Below are 18,102 nucleotides of genomic sequence, written 5' to 3'. Positions count from 1 at the left end.
GTTATGAAACAAGATAAGGCTAAAAGCTCGCACTAGCAGATAAGTAAAAGACAATCGCAGCATATTCTACTATAAACTAGACCTCTTCCACATCTTGTCTTGATATTTATTTCGCTTATCGTTCCACCTATTTTTCTTTCAGGAGAAAGTGGTTTACTAAGAAATTTTGAAGAAGGCCGCTGTAACCGTGTGAGAAAGAGTATACAAGCAGAAACCTACTTTATATACTATGAAACAGACGTCTAACACAACAGCAGCTTTTATCCGAAAGCGTATTTCTTACCTTTTCTTTCTTCTGCTAGGTATTGGCACCGTTTCCTGTTCTCCTGAGGAACTGTGGGAGGGCTTCGGGGATTTATTCGATGACATTGAAAAATCTCATGACGTGCCAGAGGTAATTACTTTTACTCAACCTGGCTTATATCCAGAAGGCGTGAGCCACGATGCTATTTTTCAACGGTTCTTAGTTTCCTCTGTTAGCACAAGCACCATTGGAACAGTAAACTACGAAGGCAACTACACGCCTTATATAACAGACGAACGGCTTGTTTCAGCCATAGGGCTACAGGTTGATGAAGTAAGAAAAAGAGTGTTGGTAGCTGGTGCCGATCCAGGTAATACGCCTAATTCCTCCCCAGCTACAGCTGGCCAGATGGCCGTGCTAGGTATTTATGATTTAGAGACAGGCGACCCGTTGCATTTTGCTGACCTTGGCGCCCTACGTTCAGGCATGCCACACTTTGCCAACGACATAACGCTTGACAAATATGGAAACGCTTACGTAACCGACAGTTTCTCCCCGATTATTTACAAAGTAGATCCGCAGGGAAATGCTTCAGTTTTTTACGAAAACGAAGACTTTTCCACGCCAGCAGGTGCATTCGGCTTTAACGGCATTGCTTATCATCCCGCTGGTTTTCTGATAGTAGCCTTCTCTATGGAGAACGAGCTTTACAAGATTCCGCTAAACAATCCAGCTGCTATAAGCAAAGTGCAGCTAGACGCCCCCCTCGAATCTCCAGACGGCTTGCTGATGAGCCAGAATGGCGAGCAGCTAATAGTAGTAAACAACGCAGGCGGACAACCTTCAGGTAGAGTATTGTCTTTTATAAGCGCAAACAAATGGGAAACAGGCATGCTGAATGAAAGCTTTCAAACAGGCGCTGTGTTCCCTACCACAGCAACAGGATATGGTGCTTCGGCGTTTGTTTTGTATGCACATCTTAACGAGCTTTTCCAAAATGTGCAGCCACCACGACAAGAGTTCACTATTCGGACAGTACCTTTCTCTAAGAACGAGATCTTTGGAAGGTAAGCTGAGAAAGCGGCCACAATACTAGCAGCATTGAAGATAATATTGAATTGAAAAGACAGAAAGGCTCCTTACGTTGCGTAAGGAGCCTTTCTCTTGTGTTACATCCAACCAGCATATAGCAGGTATACATAAATTCTTGCCGATACAGAAAACAGGCCAGGATAATGTGATGATTTACTGGATAAAATCTAAGCTGTAACTACTTCTAGATAACATCCTGTAAATCCTGATCAAAAGTCCACCCGATACAGCCACTCCATCTGGCTCTGTGTAATAAACTTTGGCATCATCCGAAAAGCCATATTTCGTGTGCCCCGCAACATTGGATTCTGCCACTGCGACACTGCCCCGAGCAATCTCGATAGTCTAATCACCTTAGCCGTACGGGCCACTCTCCGCTTTTCATATTTTGCAAAAGCAGCAGTCATAGTTTGTTCCTGCGCCAGGCACTGCCCCAGCACTACGGCATCTTCTATGGCCTGACAAGCACCTTGCCCCATGTTGGGTGTAGTAGCATGTGCGGCATCACCTAGCAGCACTATCTTGCCATAAACAAACTTCTGAAGCGGCTCCAGGTCGGCGATATCGTTCCAAATAAGTTGCTCGGGTTTGGTGGTTGCCAGTACGGCTGGCACAGGTGCATGCACATCCTCAAAATAATTAGCTAGTTGTTGAGGTGTCATTTGGCGCATCCGCTCATCTCGTTCAGGAGCATTGATGCAGCAGTACCAGTAGACTCTGTTGCCTGGCAGCGGTGCCATTCCTACACGTCCCTGCGATGCCCAGGTCTCTGCCGAAACCATCATGTTTAAATCTACTCCAGGATTATCAATAACGGCGCGCCAGCAAGTATAGCCTGCGTAACGGGGTTGGCTTTGGGGCAACAGCTGCCGCCGCACCACAGAATTAATGCCATCGGCGGCAATTAGTAAATCGGCTGTGGCTTGTGTATTGTCGGTGAAGGTTACCTGTACCTGATCATCCTGCTGTGTTACCTGTGCGCAGCGCTTTCCAAGTATAAGTGAGTCTGGTTGCAGGTGCTTTGCCAGCACTTCGTGTAAATCGGCACGGTGAATGACAAAGTTGTTGACGCCATACGCTTTGCTCAGCGGCTGGGTATCCATGTTGCTGATAATGTTGCCTTGCCCGTCCAGCATCACCAGCGCTGTGAGTTGCTTTCCTCTGGCTATAATTTCTTCGGCTACTCCCAATTTCTGCAAGCCTTGTATAGCATTTGCAGCCAAGCCTACTCCTGCCCCTACTAGTTTCAGTTCAGGGGCCGCTTCGTAAACGACAGCTTCTATACCTTGCTTTTGCAGGGCAATGGCTGCACAAAGCCCGCCAATGCCGCCTCCGATGATAATGGCTTTCATAGGTTTGTTAGTGAGGTTAATTTATGTAGAGCGGAATGTACTGGAGCATGTTGCGCCTTTGTCCAACTACCCTACCCCCTCCTTGTCTAAGGCGGGGAACCTGCAATTACTACAGTAGAAGTACAAGTTTTATAGTTGCGGCTATATGTTGGCAGCTCATACCTTCATTTCTGCTGCTGAAATACAGAGTTTGTCCTTCCTACCGCAAGTTTACAACTTGTGGTTTAGTATGAGGCAGGTTTTCAACTTGCGTAAGTATAAAATATAATATACCAGACAATCTATGCAAGTTGAAAACTTGCGGCTATTTATGACAGACAGCTCCTATTTTACACCTCCTGCGTCTGCTTTCCGAAAACTTTTGCAATCCATCTTGGCAGGAATACAGAGCCTAGTACTAAGTACGGATAATAGGTGATGAGGCGGTACAACACAACTACGATACCGCTGTAGGCACCCAAAAACAAGCCGAAGAAGCTAGGGAAGGCCATTTCTACGATGCCTGCGCCGCCTGGCGTTATAGCGATCAGCATCACAATCCAGAAAATGAGGTTGCGGGAAATAATAAGCAGGTGCTCGGCAAAAGTTACATCTGTAAAAGCGGCAATCAAGCAGTTGAGCAAGAAATAACGGGCACACCACACAAAGATGGTGGAAATAATGGCTCGTGCCCAATAGTTAAAATCGTTGCCTTTGAGTTGCTGCGATGCCCACACAATTTCGTTGCCATGCTGGAAAGCATTTACGCGCCACTTTCGCAGCAAGCGCCATGAGGTTACTTTTAGCAATAGCCACTTAAACGCTCTCGGGTTGATGAACAACGCATAGATCATGGCAAATGTATATATCGCAATCAAACTATAGCTGATGTAAAAGGCAGACTGTAGCTTGGCTACATCAGAAGGATCTAAGTTGAAGGTAGGAAATACTTGCCCTTGCGTAAGGAGCAGCGCGAGAGGGGCCGCCACTATAAAAAACATATTATCGAGCACGGCCGTGAACATGACATAAGCCAGTGATTTGCCTAGCGGAATACCTTCTTTGTTCAGAATGATGGTGGCGATGGTAGTACCTCCTACAACGGAAGGCGTAATGGCAGACGCAAACTCCCAAAGCATAATCACATCTATGCTATTGCGCCAGGTCAGAAATTTATCGGTAAGGCTGCGGATACGGTACATGTAGCCAGCATCGCGGATAACCAGCACCAACAGTGCCGCCAAAAGCCACCAGATGTTGGCATCGGTAATTCCCTTTAGCTCACTTACTCTGTCGTCTTTAATAAAGAGCCATGCGGTAGCAGCTAACCCCAGCAGAACTGGTATCAGCACTTTTACAGGACTAAAATTTTGAAGTATTGTTTTCTTGTTCTGATCCATTTAACGAGCTGGATTGTTTGCCTGCTACTTTTTGAAATATATGCTATAAAATGGCAAACATGTAAAGCTAAACACTTCCGACAAATTACGGATATTATAGGGTGCGGTTCATTATTCTACCAGTAGTTGGAGTACCTGGTTAGCCTGACCTTCGGCTACGGTAATGGCAAAATCATTAAAACCCTCTCCTATTTCCACTCCAATCACATTTAACTGCAACATATCCAGTATGGCCAAGAAGTTAAAGATCATCCCGATCTTGTCAGGATATTCAGAAATAATTTCAGAAAAGGCTACTTTGTGTCGCTCCAGCACCTTATTCATAATATAATCGCGCTGCCCTTCTATGGTATAAGGATAGGTAAGCACCGTATGTTTCGGTCGGTTCTGCTCCTCTGTATAACGGGTCATCACTTTCTCGAACACACGCATCAGCTTGTAAAGGCTCAGGTCCTGCAGTTCGTATTCGAAATGGTTGGCGTTGGCAATCTGCTGTAGCTCCTCCTGTATATTCCCTCGGTTTTCCTGTGCCAGGCGCTGTTCTTCCATCGCTGTCAGGTCAGGTATAGCGCTTTTGTACTTCTTATACTCCAGCAGGTGCTGCACCAGTTCCTGGCGAGGGTCTATCTCGTTACCTTCCTCGTCTTTTTCCGTACGCGGCAACAACATCTTTGCTTTTATGCGCATCAGAGTGGCAGCAGTAAGTATAAAGTCGCTGGCAACCTCTATATTCAGTTGCTCCAACTCTCGCAAGTATCCCACAAACTCATTCGTAATCTGAAAGATCGGAATGTCATGAATATCCAACTCATCGCGTTCGATAAAGAAAAGCAACAGGTCAAACGGCCCCTCAAACAACGGTAACTTAATCTCGAAACTCATCCTATACTATGGTTAAACGCATGGCGCTACTGGCAAAACACAAAAATACTTTAATTAAAACAAAACCAATGGCAGCAAAGTTTTTTTAACCTTAAGTTCTTATTTAAAACAACTTTTACATATAACCAGTATATGTATATAGTTTCAGCTATATAAAGTGCAGGGTGTTGTTTTACAGCAGTTTTGAGTTATATAATGTTTGTGCTATATTTAGAAAACATTATAGTATAGCGTACTGCAAGAAGTAGAAAGGCAGTGAGTTTGGGTAATTTTGTTACCTTTGCTTTTTGTCGGATTGGGTGCAATTTTTGTATTGCAAACTATTGCACAAGAAATTTGTTAGAAGTCTATAAAGACAATTCTATGATTATTAATCCTGGAGAGCTGCTTGCCTCCATCGACACACCTGCCCAACTGAGAAATCTGAAGGAGGAGCAATTGCTGCAGGTTTGCCAGGAACTAAGGCAGTACATCATCGACGTTGTATCAATTCATGGGGGCCATTTTGGGGCCAGCCTGGGTGTAGTGGAGCTTACAACGGCTTTACACTATGTGTTTAACACGCCTTACGACCAACTGGTGTGGGATGTAGGGCATCAGGCATACGGTCATAAAATATTAACGGGCCGCCGCGACAACTTTTACACAAACCGCAAGTACGGCGGCCTTTCTGGTTTTCCGAAAAGAAAAGAAAGTGAGTACGATGCTTTTGGCGTAGGCCATTCCAGCACTTCTATATCTGCTGCGCTGGGTATGGCGGTTGCCTCGCAGTATAAGCACGAAGACCAGCGCCAGCACATTGCCGTGATTGGTGACGGTGCCATGACAGGCGGAATGGCTTTCGAGGCGCTGAACCACGGTGGCGTAGCCAACGCTAACCTGCTGGTGGTGCTCAACGATAACTGCATGAGCATCGACCCGAATGTTGGCGCGCTGAAACAATATTTAACCGACATTACTACTTCCCGTGCCTATAACAAAATGCGGGATGATGTCTGGAAGATATTAGGCAAGATCAGCAAGTTTGGTCCTGATGCACGCCAGATTGCCTCTAAGATAGAAAGCGGTGTAAAAGCCACGCTACTAAAGCAAAGCAACCTGTTCGAGGGGCTCAACTTCCGCTATTTTGGTCCGATAGACGGCCACGACATAAACCATTTGGTGTCGGTACTGAATGACTTAAAGCACATTCCAGGTCCGAAAATACTGCATTGCCTTACCACAAAAGGCAAAGGTTTTGCCCTCGCCGAAAAAGATCAAACGAAATGGCATGCGCCAGGCCTGTTCGATAAAATAACGGGCGAGATTTATAAAAAGCATTACGATACGCCTCAGCCACCGAAATACCAGGACGTTTTCGGGCATACGATGGTAGAGTTAGCAGAGCAGAACCCAAAGATAATGGGTATAACGCCTGCCATGCCTTCTGGCAGCTCGCTCAACATTATGATGAAGGCCATGCCTGATCGTGCGTTTGACGTTGGCATAGCAGAACAGCATGCTGTTACGTTCTCTGCGGGCTTGGCTTCACAGGGTTTGGTGCCATTCTGCAACATATACAGTTCCTTTATGCAACGCGGCTACGACCAGGTTGTACACGATGTGTGCCTTCAGAACCTGAACGTGGTTTTCTGCCTCGACAGAGCAGGTTTTGCTGGTGCCGACGGACCGACACACCACGGAGCATACGATATTGCCTACATGCGCTGCATCCCGAACATGGTAGTTGCTGCCCCTATGAACGAGCAGGAGTTGCGCAACATGATGTATACGGCCTCTCAGGATGATATGGGGCCGTTCACGATCCGTTATCCGCGCGGCGAAGGTGTGATGCCTAACTGGCGCACACCGCTGGAGTTGCAGCAGGTTGGCAAAGGCCGCACGATACAGGAAGGCGAAGAAGTGGCAATACTTACATTTGGCCACATCGGAAACTATGCAGTGCAGGTTTGCAAAAACCTGGCACAGGATGGCTTGAAACCTGGCCACTACGACATGCGCTATGCAAAGCCGCTGGATGAGGAGTTACTGCACCACATCTTCCAGAAATACGAGAAAGTAATTACGGTAGAAGATGGCTGCTTACAAGGCGGCTTCGGAAGTGCTGTACTGGAGTTTATGGTGGATAACGGTTACACTTCTCAGGTAAAACGCCTTGGCATACCAGATAAAATATTTGAGCACGGTACACAGGATGAACTGCACCGCGACGCTGGTTTCAACCCTGCTGCCATTGAAAAAACAGTACGTGAACTGGTTGGCGCGACAGTTTTAAATAGATAATAGATACTAGATTTTAGATGATAGATTAAAGCCTCATAAGGATAGTACCTTGTGAGGCTTTTTGTTGTATAGCAGACAAGGTGCTCTCAAGTACGAAACACGCAATGAGGCCATGACTTACCTCCATTTCTAATTTTTAATTTCTAATTTTGAACTAAAACCAAGACTATGGCAAATACATACACTGACAATGGCGCTGGCAATGTACTGGTTTTCCTGCATGGCTTCTGCGAGAGCAAGCAGTTGTGGGAGGAGTTCACAAAGCCGCTGCAGCATAAATACAGAACAATAGCGCTTGACTTACCAGGTTTTGGCGATAATACTGAAAGCGTAGCTAGCTACAGCATGGAAAGTATGGCCGAAGCTGTGAAAATGCAGTTAGATGAGTTGGGTGTGAAGAAATGCATCATGATCGGCCATTCGATGGGCGGCTATGTAACCATGGCTTTTGCTGAAAAATACGGTAGCATGCTTCATGGCATTTGCCTCTTTCACTCCTCTGCCCTACCTGATACGGAAGAAAAGAAAGAGAACCGCAGCAAGAGCATTGATTATGTAAAGCGCCATGGGGTTGTAAACTTCATAAACCCATTCGTAGAGCCGCTTTTCTACAGAGAAAACAGGGAAAGGCTAAAAGCTGAAATACAACTTCTAAAAGAAATAGGCAAAGCCACTCCTCAGGCAAGTGTAACGGGTGCCCTGGCTGCCATGCGCGACCGCCCCGACCGTTCGCAAGTACTGCAAGAGGTTAAATGCCCTGTGCTCTTTATCTTCGGCAAAGATGATGGTGCTGTTCCAATGGAGAAAGCGCTGGCACAATGCCACCTGCCTGCCAACAGCATGGTCTACTTCATAGAAAAAACGGGCCACATGGGTATGTTCGAACACCCCTACAGAACCCGTGTAACGTTAGAAAAATTTGCAGAAACGATTATTGGGAGTTAGAAAGTTAAAGATTTAGAGAGTTTAGGAGTTATAAGGCTAGAAAGTTAAATTTCAGCTTCAAGCGCTTATGTTTCAGGCTATAGATTCATTTTAGTTACTCCTCAACCCTCTAAATCTTTAACTCCCAAACTTAAAAGCACTCCCTATATCTCTAACACTTTAACTCTTTAACTCCAAAGCATGCCTAAAGCTGCCGTTCTTGCTCCTGCGCCTTCATGCATTCTTCCTACCATCGTGTTTTCACAATTTGCGGGTACGTCTTTGTGGTTTGCAGGCAATGCGGTGTTGCCAGAGTTACAAGCCTCGCTGGGGCTAAAGCAGGAGGCGTTGGGCTTACTCACCTCGGCTGTGCAGTTCGGTTTCATATTAGGCACCCTCTGCTTTGCCATCCTCTCACTAGCAGATCGAGTTTCGCCACGACTGCTTTTTCTAGTGTGTGCTTTACTGGGAGCTGTGGCCAACGCACTTATACTTGTGTTTTCTGATAGCTTAACGGGAGTACTGCTGCTACGCGCCATCACAGGCTTCTTGCTAGCGGGCATTTATCCTGTGGGTATGAAAATAGCCGCCAGTTGGTACAGTGGGGGCTTGGGCAAAGCTATGGGCTATTTAGTAGGAGCCTTAGTGTTGGGTACGGCTTTTCCGCATTTGCTGCGAAGCATAGGCAGTTCGCTACCCTGGCAAACTATGCTCATGGCTGTAAGCTTACTCGCCGCCTCAGGTGGTTTACTGCTTTACCTATTAGTGCCCAATGGCCCCTTTTTAGGTAAGGGCGCGGCCTTTAGTGCCCGCAACATGTTGCAAGTGTTTTATGCAAAAAAGTTTAGGGCTGCTGCCTTCGGGTACTTTGGGCATATGTGGGAGCTGTACACCTTCTGGGCTTTCGTTCCTGTTGTGCTAGTGTATGCGTTGCCAGAAGCATCGACAGCGGAGGTTTCGCTTATTAGCTTTGCCGTAATTGGAGCAGGAGCCATTGGCTGCGTAGCAGGAGGATATTTGTCGCAGCGTTGGGGAAGTGGCCGTGTGGCTTTTGTACAGCTGGTTGTATCAGGCTTGTGCTGCCTCCTGTCTTTCTTTTTATTCGAGCTGAATTCCGCAGCTATACTTATGCCTTTTCTACTACTGTGGGGAGTGGCAGTGGCAGGCGACTCTCCGCAGCTATCAGCACTTACCGCTAAAACGGCACCTGCACACTTGGTAGGCACCGCTTTAACCATTGTTACCTCTATTGGCTTTGCCATTACCATAGTAAGTATACTGCTGATGAGCCAACTGCTGGAGCACTTTACGCCACCGTACCTTTTCATTACCCTTGCCATCGGCCCCCTCTTCGGGTTAAGGTTTCTTAAAAGGCTTCTTTAAACATGTTCATAAAAATAGGCCTGAACATACTGCCCAGGCCTATTTTTATGAACATGTTTGAATTTATTCTGCTTCCAGCTCCATGGTTGAGCCATCGTTAGCTTTTAGGCGCAGCTCATTTTCTGTCAGCTTCTCTACCTCAAAGTTCTCTGTTACATCCTGCCCTGCAAAGTGCAACGACAATCGTTTGGCTGCCTGATCAAAAGACCAGGTACCCTTTTCGTTCGCACCATCTCCTCCCATCGCAAAACGACCGTCAGCATAAAACTGTACCGTCTGGGCTTCTTGCTCCTCCTGTTTCAGTGGCTCTGTATCTCCAGTGGCACTTAGTTGTTTGCTGGCACGCCATGTCTTGTTATCAGGGCCCGAAAGGAAATTTTCTGACCCTACCTTGTTGTTGCCCCCACAGCTTACCATCACAAAGATTGCGAATACAGCCATCATAGCCTGCCACCCGCTTCTATACATAGTTTTAGTTGTTGCTTCCATTGTTCTAGCTTTTTGTATTAAATGGCCATGGCATTTGCAATGGCCTATCAGAAAAAGTACGTCTTGAGGAGTAAATATGTTAAACACGCCTATCCTTATACAACTTCAAATATGCGCTACACAACCACTTAGCACACTAAGCGTATTAAATAAAGGTAGCTGCACACGAGTTGGAGCTGCTTAAATGAATTTAGAACTAAAAATATTTAGATATGGGATTGTTTGATTTTTTAAAGAAGGGAAAGGAAGAACCCGCTAAACCAACAAGTAACGTACCGTCATCAAAAAATGTACAGACGCCGAAAGGCACACAGCCTATAAGCAAAGGCACCGACATGACATCGCGCCAGCCAGGAAAACCAGAGCAAGGCTTTTACAGCGAGAAAGACATGCAACAAGCACCTGTAACTCCTACTGCCAACCAGCAGGAATATACAGTTGCAAGTGGTGATTCGCTTTCTAAAATTGCTCAAAAGCTGTACGGTAACGCTAATGAGTGGAACAAGATATACAACGCTAACAAAGACAGAATCGGAGATAATCCAGACTTGATCCGCCCAGGCCAACGCATTATCATTCCGAGAGACTAAGGCTACACCAAATTAGAAATTAAGAATTAAAAATGGAGGCTTCGCTCTGTTAAAGTACTACTTGCCAACAACGAGCAGTTATGTTTACAGCAGTTTGCTAAGTGGCTATTTAACTTTCTAAATTTTCAACTATATAAAGAAGCCCGCTGTACATTTAATGTATAGCGGGCTTCTTTATTTATGTTTAGCGCTTGCGCTTAAAAACGCTCGTCAGCAGAGAAATAGAAATCTCCTTCAATCTGAGCATTCTCATCAGAGTCAGAACCGTGTACGGCGTTTGCCTCGATAGACTTAGCATATTTCTTACGGATAGTACCTTCTTCGGCCTGTGCTGGGTTAGTAGCACCAATCAGCTTACGGAAATCTTCTACCGCGTTGTCTTTCTCTAAAATCATGGCTACGATTGGCCCAGAAGACATATACTTTACAAGGTCGCCATAGAAAGGACGCTCTTTGTGAACTTCGTAAAATTTACCAGCACGCTCTTCTGATAACTTTGTTTTTTTCATAGCCACAATACGGAATCCGCCTTGCTCGATCATTTGCGTAATGCCACCGATATGGTTGTCTGCTACCGCATCAGGCTTAATCATTGTAAATGTGATGTTTCCAGCCATTTTTACTCGTGTTAAATGTTTATAGTTCAGATTTTGAGCTGCAAAATTAGAGCATTTACTCTAATTAGCCGCTACTTTTCAATTATACTTTATTCTTGTATCGGGTAATCGGCAGTTTTGTTCAGTTAGCCATCGCGGCGCCTAAACCCCCTTCTATTGCTTTAGAAGATATTTCTTCAGAAATTCGCAACTTATATCCTTATTAATCAGAGGATTTATTTTACTCTATGCATGATATCAATGCTCTAAAAGAGCTCTTGAAAACGCCTAAGGAGGTAATGATCACCACACATCATAAACCCGATGCCGACGCACTGGGTTCTTCCTTAGGCTTAGCAGGTTACCTGAAAAAGAAAGGCCATCGTGTAACGGTTATCACACCGTCTGATTACCCTAATTTCCTGGCTTGGATGAGCGGTAACGAGGATGTTCTTGTTTACTCTAAAGAGAATGATGAACTAGTACACCGTATCATAGATGAGGCGCAGGTAATCTTTTGCCTCGACTTCTCGGTACTTAGCCGCATAAACGAAATGGGCGAGTATATAAGAGAGGCCAAAGGCACAAAAGTACTTATAGACCACCACCTGCAGCCAGAGCAGTTTGCAGACCTTGACTACTCTAAAACCACCGCTGCTGCCACGGCAGAACTTGTTTATGACCTGATAAAGGAAATGGGCGAAGCCGACCTGATTGACACGCATATTGGCGAGTGCCTGTATGCTGGCATCATGACGGATACTGGCTCTTTCCGCCACCCAAGCACCTCTAAAAACGTGCACCTTATTATTGCCGATCTGTTGCACATTGGTGTGAATGCCTCCAATATTCACCGCCTTATATATGATAGCTCCTCGGAACTACGCCTGCGTTTCCTGGGTTATGCCCTCAAAGACAAGCTGGTAGTGCTGCCAGAGTTTAAAACAGCTTATATTGCCATTTCTGCGGACGAACTAAAAGCTTACGACTCTAAAACTGGCGATACCGAAGGTTTGGTTAACTTTGCGCTGTCTATAGAAGGTATAGTTTTTGCCGCTGTCATCATCGATCGCTCACAAGGCGTAAAAATGTCTTTCCGTTCGGTAGGCAATTTCTCTGTAAACGATTTCGCAAGAGAGAACTTTAGTGGCGGAGGACACAAGAATGCTTCGGGCGGTATTTCTACAGACACTTTAGAAAATACTGTTGCTAAGTTTGAAGGCCTTTTGCCAAAATATAAAGAACAGCTAAACAGCAGCACCAATTAATTTAAAAGAATCATTATCAATCCATAACTAAATGCTATCTAAAATCAAATTTCTGTTACCAGTAGTGGCTGGTGCCGTAATGTTACAGGCTTGTAACAAAAACAACGACGAGTTTCATACTACGGCTGATGGCCTAAAGTATAAAATTTTTGAGCAAGGCGAAAATGGCGAGTATGAGAATAAAGGCGAAGTAGCCGCAGACGACACTACAGGAGCCCGTATTGGCCAGGTAGCTGCATTCCATTGGACCATCCAAAACTCTGAAGACTCTGTTTTTGCAGATACACGTAAGCAAGTGCCTGCTTTCCCAATTATGCTTCCTGTTTCTGAGCCAACTATGAGAGGCGGCCTGGAAAACGCAATCATGATGCTTTCTCCTGGAGACAGCGGCGTGTTTAAAGTAAATGCTGATACTTTATTTGCTAAAACTTTTAAACAACCACTTCCTCCATTCATTAAGCCTGGTTCTGAGCTTACTTTCTTCATCAAGTCTGAGCGTGTAATGAGCCAGGAAGAGGCGCAGGCGTATCAGCAGGAAATGTTCCAGCAGTATATGCAAGAAGCACAGGCGCGTGCCGAGAAACAAAAAGTAGTTGACGACGAGAAAATACAGGCTTACATAAAAGAGCAAGGCTTAGAAAACGTTCAGAAGACTGAATCTGGATTGTACTATGTAGTTACCCAAGAAGGATCTGGCGCACCAGCTAAAGCAGGCGACAAGGTTTCTGTACACTACAAAGGCACTTTCCTAGACGGCAAGCAGTTCGATTCATCTTACGAGAACCCAATGGCTAACGGAGAACCATTCCAGTTCCAGTTAGGCCAAGGCCAGGTAATACCAGGTTGGGACGAAGGTATTCAGAAACTGAACAAAGGTGGCAAAGCTATACTTCTTGTGCCTTCTCCATTAGCGTATGGCGAACAAGATCGTGGTGCAGACATGCCAGCGAACTCCATTCTTCGTTTCGATGTTGAGCTGGTTGATGTTCAACAATAATTTCAAATTACATTAACTATTGCATTCTATGATACTTCAAGCCTTTTCTAACTGGTTCACAAAGCATAATGCACTTAAGGCTTTTGCCTTTGTAGTAATAGCGGCATCTTTTTCTGCCTGCGGTGGCGACGATTTGGATGACTATTACAACCAATATCGCTGCTTACCAACAGAAGAAGAAAAGCTTGCTGTGAAGCCTCAGGACATCCAGACGATTAAAAAGTATTTCAGGGACAATAACATCGATACCACTGCCATGCAGGAAACTGCTTCTGGTATCCATTACTTTGTACTGGAAGAAGGTACTGGTGCTGAAGTGGAAGCAGGAGATAGGGTAGAAGTTCATTATGTAGGTAAGTTCATTGATGGCAGTTCCTTCAGCACTTCTAAAACTTTTGACAACTCTTATGAAAGAGCCAGTCCTTTGACTATAACAGTAGGGGCTGGAGAAGTTATAAAAGGATGGGATGAGGCCTTACAGTTAATGAAGGTTGGCGAGAATACTTTATTTTACATCCCTTCTTATCTAGCCTACGGCATATGTGGTAACAACTCTATACCACCCAACACAGTACTTGCTTTTGATATTAAGGTGTTAAGAAAACTGTAGTTATCTATCTGAATACAAACAAAAAGAGCAGCTCTAAGGGCTGCTCTTTTTGTTTAGGATAATACCTCCGAAAGTATTGCCAGTGATTTTATTTCTCCAAGCTTATCTACATGCAGCTGGTAGTAGCGAATAAGTATAGATAACATTTCCCGCCTGATCTTGCCGTTAGGAATGGTTTCGTTCGCAACGCCAGGGCGAAGTAAACCATCGAAATAGGTTTCGTAGGCATGCAAGGCCAGCACAGGTGGAGCTGACGTAGCGGCCTGTGTATTGGCAGAAAAAGCAACCTGCTCAATAATTTCTGTTCCCGAACCAGGCCCAAAGCCTAAGTGCTGCGTCAGTTCAAGTAAAAATTCGAGATGGAAGTTCTCAAAATGCTGCACTTGCTGATCGAAGCTGATCATGCTGTTGTACAGAAAAGCAAAAAGCGTAGGGTTTTCCTCTTCCTCCTTCACCGTACGCGTCACCATTTCTGATAAGAACAACAAAATACTGCTCTTGCGGATGTCGAAAGGAATGGTAGCAAAAGGATAGGCTGTTTTATACTCTGAGATGCGCTGAATACCGCCTCTAGGAGAACTATAAACCACCATGTCCAGCAGCGTGAATGGCTGGAACAGCGCAATACGGGAGCCATTGCCTTTTTTGCGCACGCTGTTTACGATGTACGACTGCACCCCTAGCTGCTCTGTATAAATCTTCGTGATGATGGAAGACTCACGGAACTTGATATAATTGAGTACAACTCCTTTGGTTTTAACAAGCATTTTCTATTCCAGTACAGCAATTTTACTTACACAGGCATTCTGCCCATCTTTGTCAGAACTCAGCACCAGGTATACGCCTGCTTTTACGCGTTTGCCATTGTAGCCCCGCACATTCCAGGTAAAAGTGCCACCAGTAGCCTGCCCTTTATATACCAACGTGCCGTTTATATCGGTGATACGCACCTGCGCATTATTCGGTAAATCAGAAATGCCCACCATACCTGTAAACTCTCGCCGCACAGGGTTCGGAAAAACCACAGCGCAACCTGGTGTACCTTCCGTTACAGTAGCTCCTGCTCTGTAAGATGCCATGCCTGCATCCGTAGCTACAAACACCTCTCCCGTTTGGTGCTCCACAGCTATGGTTTGTACGGTATTAGAGGGCAAAGGACTGTTAGCAGAAGTAAAATGCGCCAGCAACTCATCTCCGTCAGGCCCCAAAAGCCAAAGCCCATTGTCCGTGCCTATCCATTTTCGGTTTGCGCCGTCTACGGCTATAGCATGCACCGTTTGCCCATCTAGCAAAGGCCTCCTATTTATAATAGGAACGCGTGCATCGTAGTTTTGGGACGAAAACACAGCACCTGTATTATAAAATACCGCCACACCAGCTGCAGTACCCACCCATATATCACCATTAAGATCTTTAGCCAGGGCGTGTACCGCACCACTTGGTAAATTACCGTTTCCTGTACCTGTCGTTAAAGAACGTACCCGCTGCCCTTCTTCGCTGTAAATTACTAGTCCGCTCCTGCTGTTGCCACTCCTGCTAGTGGACAACCATTTATTTCCGAAGTCGTCAATTACCAGCTGCTCCAGGTTAGCTCCGTCTGGTATGCCAGGCAATGTATAGCTCTGCCAGTTGCCATCGGGGCGCAACACATGCAAGCCAGGTCTGTTGGTAAGTTGATGCCTGTTCACTACCCACACATTACCGCTTGCATCGGTTGCCACATCTGTTATCCACACCTCACCAGCCGTATTCGCCACCAACGTGCTGTTGGTAGTGTTATAGAGCTGATGCTTCTCCAAACTTTCCCACTCCAATAACCCGCTGCCGTAGCTGGCAAAGTATAACTTACCCGTTACAGGGTTATACACGGCATCAACTAAATCTTTTACAGCAGGAAAGCTAGCCAATGTGGAGTTGTAGTTTTCCCAAATGCCGCCTTTATACTTATAAAAACCGTTGGTGGAGTTGAAAGGTTGGTAGTTTTGATTGTAGCCACCGCTGAGACCATACACACTGCCATTGGCGGCATACACATTAAAACTCTGGCTGGAATAGGGGCCATCTGGCGCAAAAGCAGTCCTTTCACCTGTTGCAAGGTTTATCCTGATCAAGCCTTTGTTATAGTCTGCAACCCAAAGAATGTTATCGGTACCAGCTATAGCTTGCTGCGCAGCTTGCAGAAAATCGTTTGTAACTACCTGTGTTTGCCCCTGCACCCGCTGCAGCACCACCTTTGCCTCTGATACCGCCACCAAGATACCACCCGATGTACTTAAATTATAAACGGATTCGCCTGCCTCAGGTAGAGCCGCTTGCCAGTTACTGCCTTGCCTATTAAACACACCCTGCCCAGAAGTGCCCAGGTATAATTCGTTGTTAAAGCCTTCAATAGTTGTAATGTTCTGTACTGGCGGCAGGCTTTCGCTAACGGAGCTCCAACTGGCAAAATCCTGCAGGTTAGCAGAAAGACTGGCACCCAGCACACTATTGGCCGTGGCCACAAAAATGCTATCACCAAGTACAGCCGCCTCTTTTATGCTGATGGTTGTACCTTCAGGGCCGATGTTACTGTAGGTTTCCTTTATTTCCTGTTTCTGTAGGTCTAGCACCACCACCCCAAAGCTAGCAGATAAGTACGCCAGCTTGTTATGTACCAGTATGTGGTTGATCTTTTTCTCACCAGGCAGTTGCCGCCTGTTAATGGCGCCGATGTTGAAGATGCGGCCCTGGCGGATTAAGTCGATGCTGGTGTTTTTGTAAGCGATGATAAGTGTTTGCGTCGCTTGGTCGTAGCCGATGGTGCTGATGAGTTGCTCTTTCAGTCCATCCAGCTTGGTAAGCGTTTCAATGCTGTTAAAGGCTTTATCGTAGTAGAAAAGCCCTTGTTCTGCCGCTACGTATATATTATCGCCTGCCTCTACTACAGCTTTCGCATTTTGAAACGGCACATGCACCTGCCACGCCCCTAACGGCACCTGGCTTTGCGCCAGCGAGCTATAACCAGTCAACAGTAGCCCTAGCCATACCCCGAAGTATATCTTTAAGTATTTCAGCTTCTGCCAACTGTGTTGGTGGTGGTTCATGCTATGCTATAGTTTCCTCTCCTGCGGGCTTACTGGAATATTACATGGTCTATACTACAGCCGTGCCGTTTAAGAACAAGGAATTATGAAAGGATAAAGTGAAGTGCTTTAAAATTCTATGCCTACCAGCCATCCAACCACACAGCTTTTCAACTACAAACATCCAACAATTAAAGCCAGAACTGCTACTTCCTTGCTTTCTTCGTTCCTTCCAAGAAGCAGTGGCGGCAACGGGCTTCATAAGAATCGGTTTCGCCCAGTAGCACCTGTTGTTCTGAGGCAGCGCTTCTGTAAGAGTAGGTAGCAATATCTCCGCATTGCACACAGATGGCGTGTACTTTGGTAACGTATTCCGCCACCGCCATCAGGGCAGGCATTGGTCCAAAAGGTTTTCCAAGATAATCCATATCCAGCCCAGCTGCTATAACTCGCACGCCGCTATTGGCAAGCTTTACACATACCTCTGCCAGACCCTCATCAAAAAACTGCGCCTCGTCTATGCCTACCACATCGCAACTACCACCTAACAGCAGCATGTCCTGTGCAAAGTCTACAGGAGTAGAACGTATAGAATTATCGTTATGCGACACTACATCCACCTCATGATAACGCTTATCTATGGTAGGTTTAAAGATCTCCACTTTCTGCTTTGCAATCTTTGCTCTGTTCAGCCTCCTGATCAGCTCTTCGGTTTTGCCAGAAAACATCGAGCCGCAGATTACTTCAATCCATCCTCTTCTGTGTGCGTGGTTCTCGTTACCTACGCGTGGTTCAATAAACATTTCTATATAATGTGCTAATGCGGTAATTTGCTAATGTACTGATGCGGTAATGTGTTGAACAAGGAATGGCTTAGATGTTTGATTGCCATAGTTGAAGCTCTTCACTTTCTAACTTCCCAACTTTTTAACCTTCTAACTCTCTCCACCC

At 45.7% G+C, this 18,102-nt stretch carries 16 protein-coding genes; 8 read left to right on the top strand and 8 right to left on the bottom strand.

Features of this window, described 5'->3' with window-relative positions; all coding sequences use genetic code 11:
* The first annotated feature begins 229 nt into the window (after window positions 1–229).
* Window positions 230–1,315, top strand: a complete 1,086-nt coding sequence (locus tag LN893_RS13150) for a hypothetical protein (protein WP_229970760.1) — start codon at window positions 230–232, stop codon at window positions 1,313–1,315.
* 230 nt (window positions 1,316–1,545) lie between these two features.
* Here the strand turns inward: LN893_RS13150 and LN893_RS13145 are convergent, their stop codons facing one another.
* The 3 genes from LN893_RS13145 to LN893_RS13135 all read right to left on the bottom strand — a co-directional run bounded on the left by LN893_RS13145 (window position 1,546) and on the right by LN893_RS13135 (window position 4,949).
* Entirely contained in the window at window positions 1,546–2,688 is a 1,143-nt protein-coding gene (locus LN893_RS13145; protein WP_229970758.1) for an FAD-dependent monooxygenase, read from the bottom strand.
* A 329-nt stretch (window positions 2,689–3,017) separates the two neighbouring features.
* Complete coding sequence (locus LN893_RS13140; protein WP_229970756.1) at window positions 3,018–4,067, bottom strand: lysylphosphatidylglycerol synthase transmembrane domain-containing protein; 1,050 nt, start codon at window positions 4,065–4,067, stop codon at window positions 3,018–3,020.
* Between the two features lie 111 nt (window positions 4,068–4,178).
* Complete coding sequence (locus LN893_RS13135) at window positions 4,179–4,949, bottom strand: segregation and condensation protein A (protein WP_229970754.1); 771 nt, start codon at window positions 4,947–4,949, stop codon at window positions 4,179–4,181.
* 363 nt (window positions 4,950–5,312) lie between these two features.
* Between LN893_RS13135 and dxs the strand changes: the two genes are divergently transcribed.
* From dxs to LN893_RS13120, 3 genes are all read left to right on the top strand, one after another.
* A complete protein-coding gene (gene dxs / locus LN893_RS13130) occupies window positions 5,313–7,232 on the top strand; it encodes a 1-deoxy-D-xylulose-5-phosphate synthase (protein WP_229970752.1) in 1,920 nt (639 codons plus the stop codon).
* Between the two features lie 168 nt (window positions 7,233–7,400).
* Window positions 7,401–8,177: an alpha/beta fold hydrolase gene (locus tag LN893_RS13125; RefSeq protein ID WP_229970750.1), complete on the top strand. Its 777-nt coding sequence runs from the start codon at window positions 7,401–7,403 to the stop codon at window positions 8,175–8,177.
* A 180-nt stretch (window positions 8,178–8,357) separates the two neighbouring features.
* Window positions 8,358–9,539: an MFS transporter gene (locus LN893_RS13120; protein ID WP_229970748.1), complete on the top strand. Its 1,182-nt coding sequence runs from the start codon at window positions 8,358–8,360 to the stop codon at window positions 9,537–9,539.
* A gap of 63 nt (window positions 9,540–9,602) precedes the next feature.
* Here the strand turns inward: LN893_RS13120 and LN893_RS13115 are convergent, their stop codons facing one another.
* Window positions 9,603–10,028 carry a hypothetical protein gene (locus LN893_RS13115; RefSeq protein WP_229970745.1) on the bottom strand — a complete coding sequence of 142 codons (426 nt, stop codon included), beginning with the start codon at window positions 10,026–10,028 and terminating at the stop codon, window positions 9,603–9,605.
* Between the two features lie 212 nt (window positions 10,029–10,240).
* Between LN893_RS13115 and LN893_RS13110 the strand changes: the two genes are divergently transcribed.
* Window positions 10,241–10,618: a LysM peptidoglycan-binding domain-containing protein gene (locus LN893_RS13110; protein ID WP_229970743.1), complete on the top strand. Its 378-nt coding sequence runs from the start codon at window positions 10,241–10,243 to the stop codon at window positions 10,616–10,618.
* A 197-nt stretch (window positions 10,619–10,815) separates the two neighbouring features.
* Here LN893_RS13110 and LN893_RS13105 read toward each other — a convergent pair whose 3' ends face one another.
* Complete coding sequence (locus tag LN893_RS13105; RefSeq protein WP_229970741.1) at window positions 10,816–11,235, bottom strand: nucleoside-diphosphate kinase; 420 nt, start codon at window positions 11,233–11,235, stop codon at window positions 10,816–10,818.
* A 227-nt stretch (window positions 11,236–11,462) separates the two neighbouring features.
* Between LN893_RS13105 and LN893_RS13100 the strand changes: the two genes are divergently transcribed.
* The 3 genes from LN893_RS13100 to LN893_RS13090 are packed head-to-tail and all read left to right on the top strand — an operon-like array spanning window position 11,463 to window position 14,089.
* Window positions 11,463–12,482: a DHH family phosphoesterase gene (locus LN893_RS13100; RefSeq protein ID WP_229970739.1), complete on the top strand. Its 1,020-nt coding sequence runs from the start codon at window positions 11,463–11,465 to the stop codon at window positions 12,480–12,482.
* 31 nt (window positions 12,483–12,513) lie between these two features.
* Window positions 12,514–13,479 carry an FKBP-type peptidyl-prolyl cis-trans isomerase gene (locus tag LN893_RS13095; RefSeq protein WP_229970737.1) on the top strand — a complete coding sequence of 322 codons (966 nt, stop codon included), beginning with the start codon at window positions 12,514–12,516 and terminating at the stop codon, window positions 13,477–13,479.
* Window positions 13,480–13,507: 28 nt separating this feature from the next.
* Window positions 13,508–14,089 carry an FKBP-type peptidyl-prolyl cis-trans isomerase gene (locus LN893_RS13090; RefSeq protein WP_229970735.1) on the top strand — a complete coding sequence of 194 codons (582 nt, stop codon included), beginning with the start codon at window positions 13,508–13,510 and terminating at the stop codon, window positions 14,087–14,089.
* Between the two features lie 53 nt (window positions 14,090–14,142).
* Here LN893_RS13090 and recO read toward each other — a convergent pair whose 3' ends face one another.
* The 3 genes from recO to LN893_RS13075 form a co-directional block, all read right to left on the bottom strand.
* Window positions 14,143–14,856 carry a DNA repair protein RecO gene (gene recO / locus LN893_RS13085; protein ID WP_229970733.1) on the bottom strand — a complete coding sequence of 238 codons (714 nt, stop codon included), beginning with the start codon at window positions 14,854–14,856 and terminating at the stop codon, window positions 14,143–14,145.
* A 3-nt stretch (window positions 14,857–14,859) separates the two neighbouring features.
* The gene (porZ, locus tag LN893_RS13080) at window positions 14,860–17,172 is read right to left on the bottom strand and encodes a type IX secretion system anionic LPS delivery protein PorZ (protein WP_229970731.1); all 2,313 of its coding nucleotides are present in this window, start codon (window positions 17,170–17,172) and stop codon (window positions 14,860–14,862) included.
* A gap of 185 nt (window positions 17,173–17,357) precedes the next feature.
* Complete coding sequence (locus LN893_RS13075) at window positions 17,358–17,954, bottom strand: thymidine kinase (RefSeq protein ID WP_229970729.1); 597 nt, start codon at window positions 17,952–17,954, stop codon at window positions 17,358–17,360.
* Between the last annotated feature and the right edge of the window lie 148 nt (window positions 17,955–18,102).

Origin of the sequence: Pontibacter harenae (genome assembly GCF_020907245.1) — a bacterium.
Taxonomy (GTDB): domain Bacteria; phylum Bacteroidota; class Bacteroidia; order Cytophagales; family Hymenobacteraceae; genus Pontibacter; species Pontibacter harenae.
This window is presented reverse-complemented; position numbering and strand designations above follow the sequence as displayed.

Excerpts from the sequence above, each read along its gene's own strand:
- LN893_RS13145 (WP_229970758.1), bottom strand. The coding sequence starts at position 2,688 with ATGAAAGCCATTATCATCGGAGGCGGCATTGGCGGGCTTTGTGCAGCC.
- LN893_RS13100 (WP_229970739.1), top strand. The coding sequence starts at position 11,463 with ATGCATGATATCAATGCTCTAAAAGAGCTCTTGAAAACGCCTAAGGAG.
- LN893_RS13075 (WP_229970729.1), bottom strand. The coding sequence starts at position 17,954 with ATGTTTATTGAACCACGCGTAGGTAACGAGAACCACGCACACAGAAGA.
- LN893_RS13105 (WP_229970741.1), bottom strand. The coding sequence starts at position 11,235 with ATGGCTGGAAACATCACATTTACAATGATTAAGCCTGATGCGGTAGCA.
- recO (WP_229970733.1), bottom strand. The coding sequence starts at position 14,856 with ATGCTTGTTAAAACCAAAGGAGTTGTACTCAATTATATCAAGTTCCGT.
- LN893_RS13120 (WP_229970748.1), top strand. The coding sequence starts at position 8,358 with ATGCCTAAAGCTGCCGTTCTTGCTCCTGCGCCTTCATGCATTCTTCCT.
- LN893_RS13095 (WP_229970737.1), top strand. The coding sequence starts at position 12,514 with ATGCTATCTAAAATCAAATTTCTGTTACCAGTAGTGGCTGGTGCCGTA.
- LN893_RS13150 (WP_229970760.1), top strand. The coding sequence starts at position 230 with ATGAAACAGACGTCTAACACAACAGCAGCTTTTATCCGAAAGCGTATT.
- LN893_RS13135 (WP_229970754.1), bottom strand. The coding sequence starts at position 4,949 with ATGAGTTTCGAGATTAAGTTACCGTTGTTTGAGGGGCCGTTTGACCTG.
- LN893_RS13115 (WP_229970745.1), bottom strand. The coding sequence starts at position 10,028 with ATGGAAGCAACAACTAAAACTATGTATAGAAGCGGGTGGCAGGCTATG.
- LN893_RS13090 (WP_229970735.1), top strand. The coding sequence starts at position 13,508 with ATGATACTTCAAGCCTTTTCTAACTGGTTCACAAAGCATAATGCACTT.
- porZ (WP_229970731.1), bottom strand. The coding sequence starts at position 17,172 with ATGAACCACCACCAACACAGTTGGCAGAAGCTGAAATACTTAAAGATA.
- LN893_RS13125 (WP_229970750.1), top strand. The coding sequence starts at position 7,401 with ATGGCAAATACATACACTGACAATGGCGCTGGCAATGTACTGGTTTTC.
- LN893_RS13140 (WP_229970756.1), bottom strand. The coding sequence starts at position 4,067 with ATGGATCAGAACAAGAAAACAATACTTCAAAATTTTAGTCCTGTAAAA.
- dxs (WP_229970752.1), top strand. The coding sequence starts at position 5,313 with ATGATTATTAATCCTGGAGAGCTGCTTGCCTCCATCGACACACCTGCC.
- LN893_RS13110 (WP_229970743.1), top strand. The coding sequence starts at position 10,241 with ATGGGATTGTTTGATTTTTTAAAGAAGGGAAAGGAAGAACCCGCTAAA.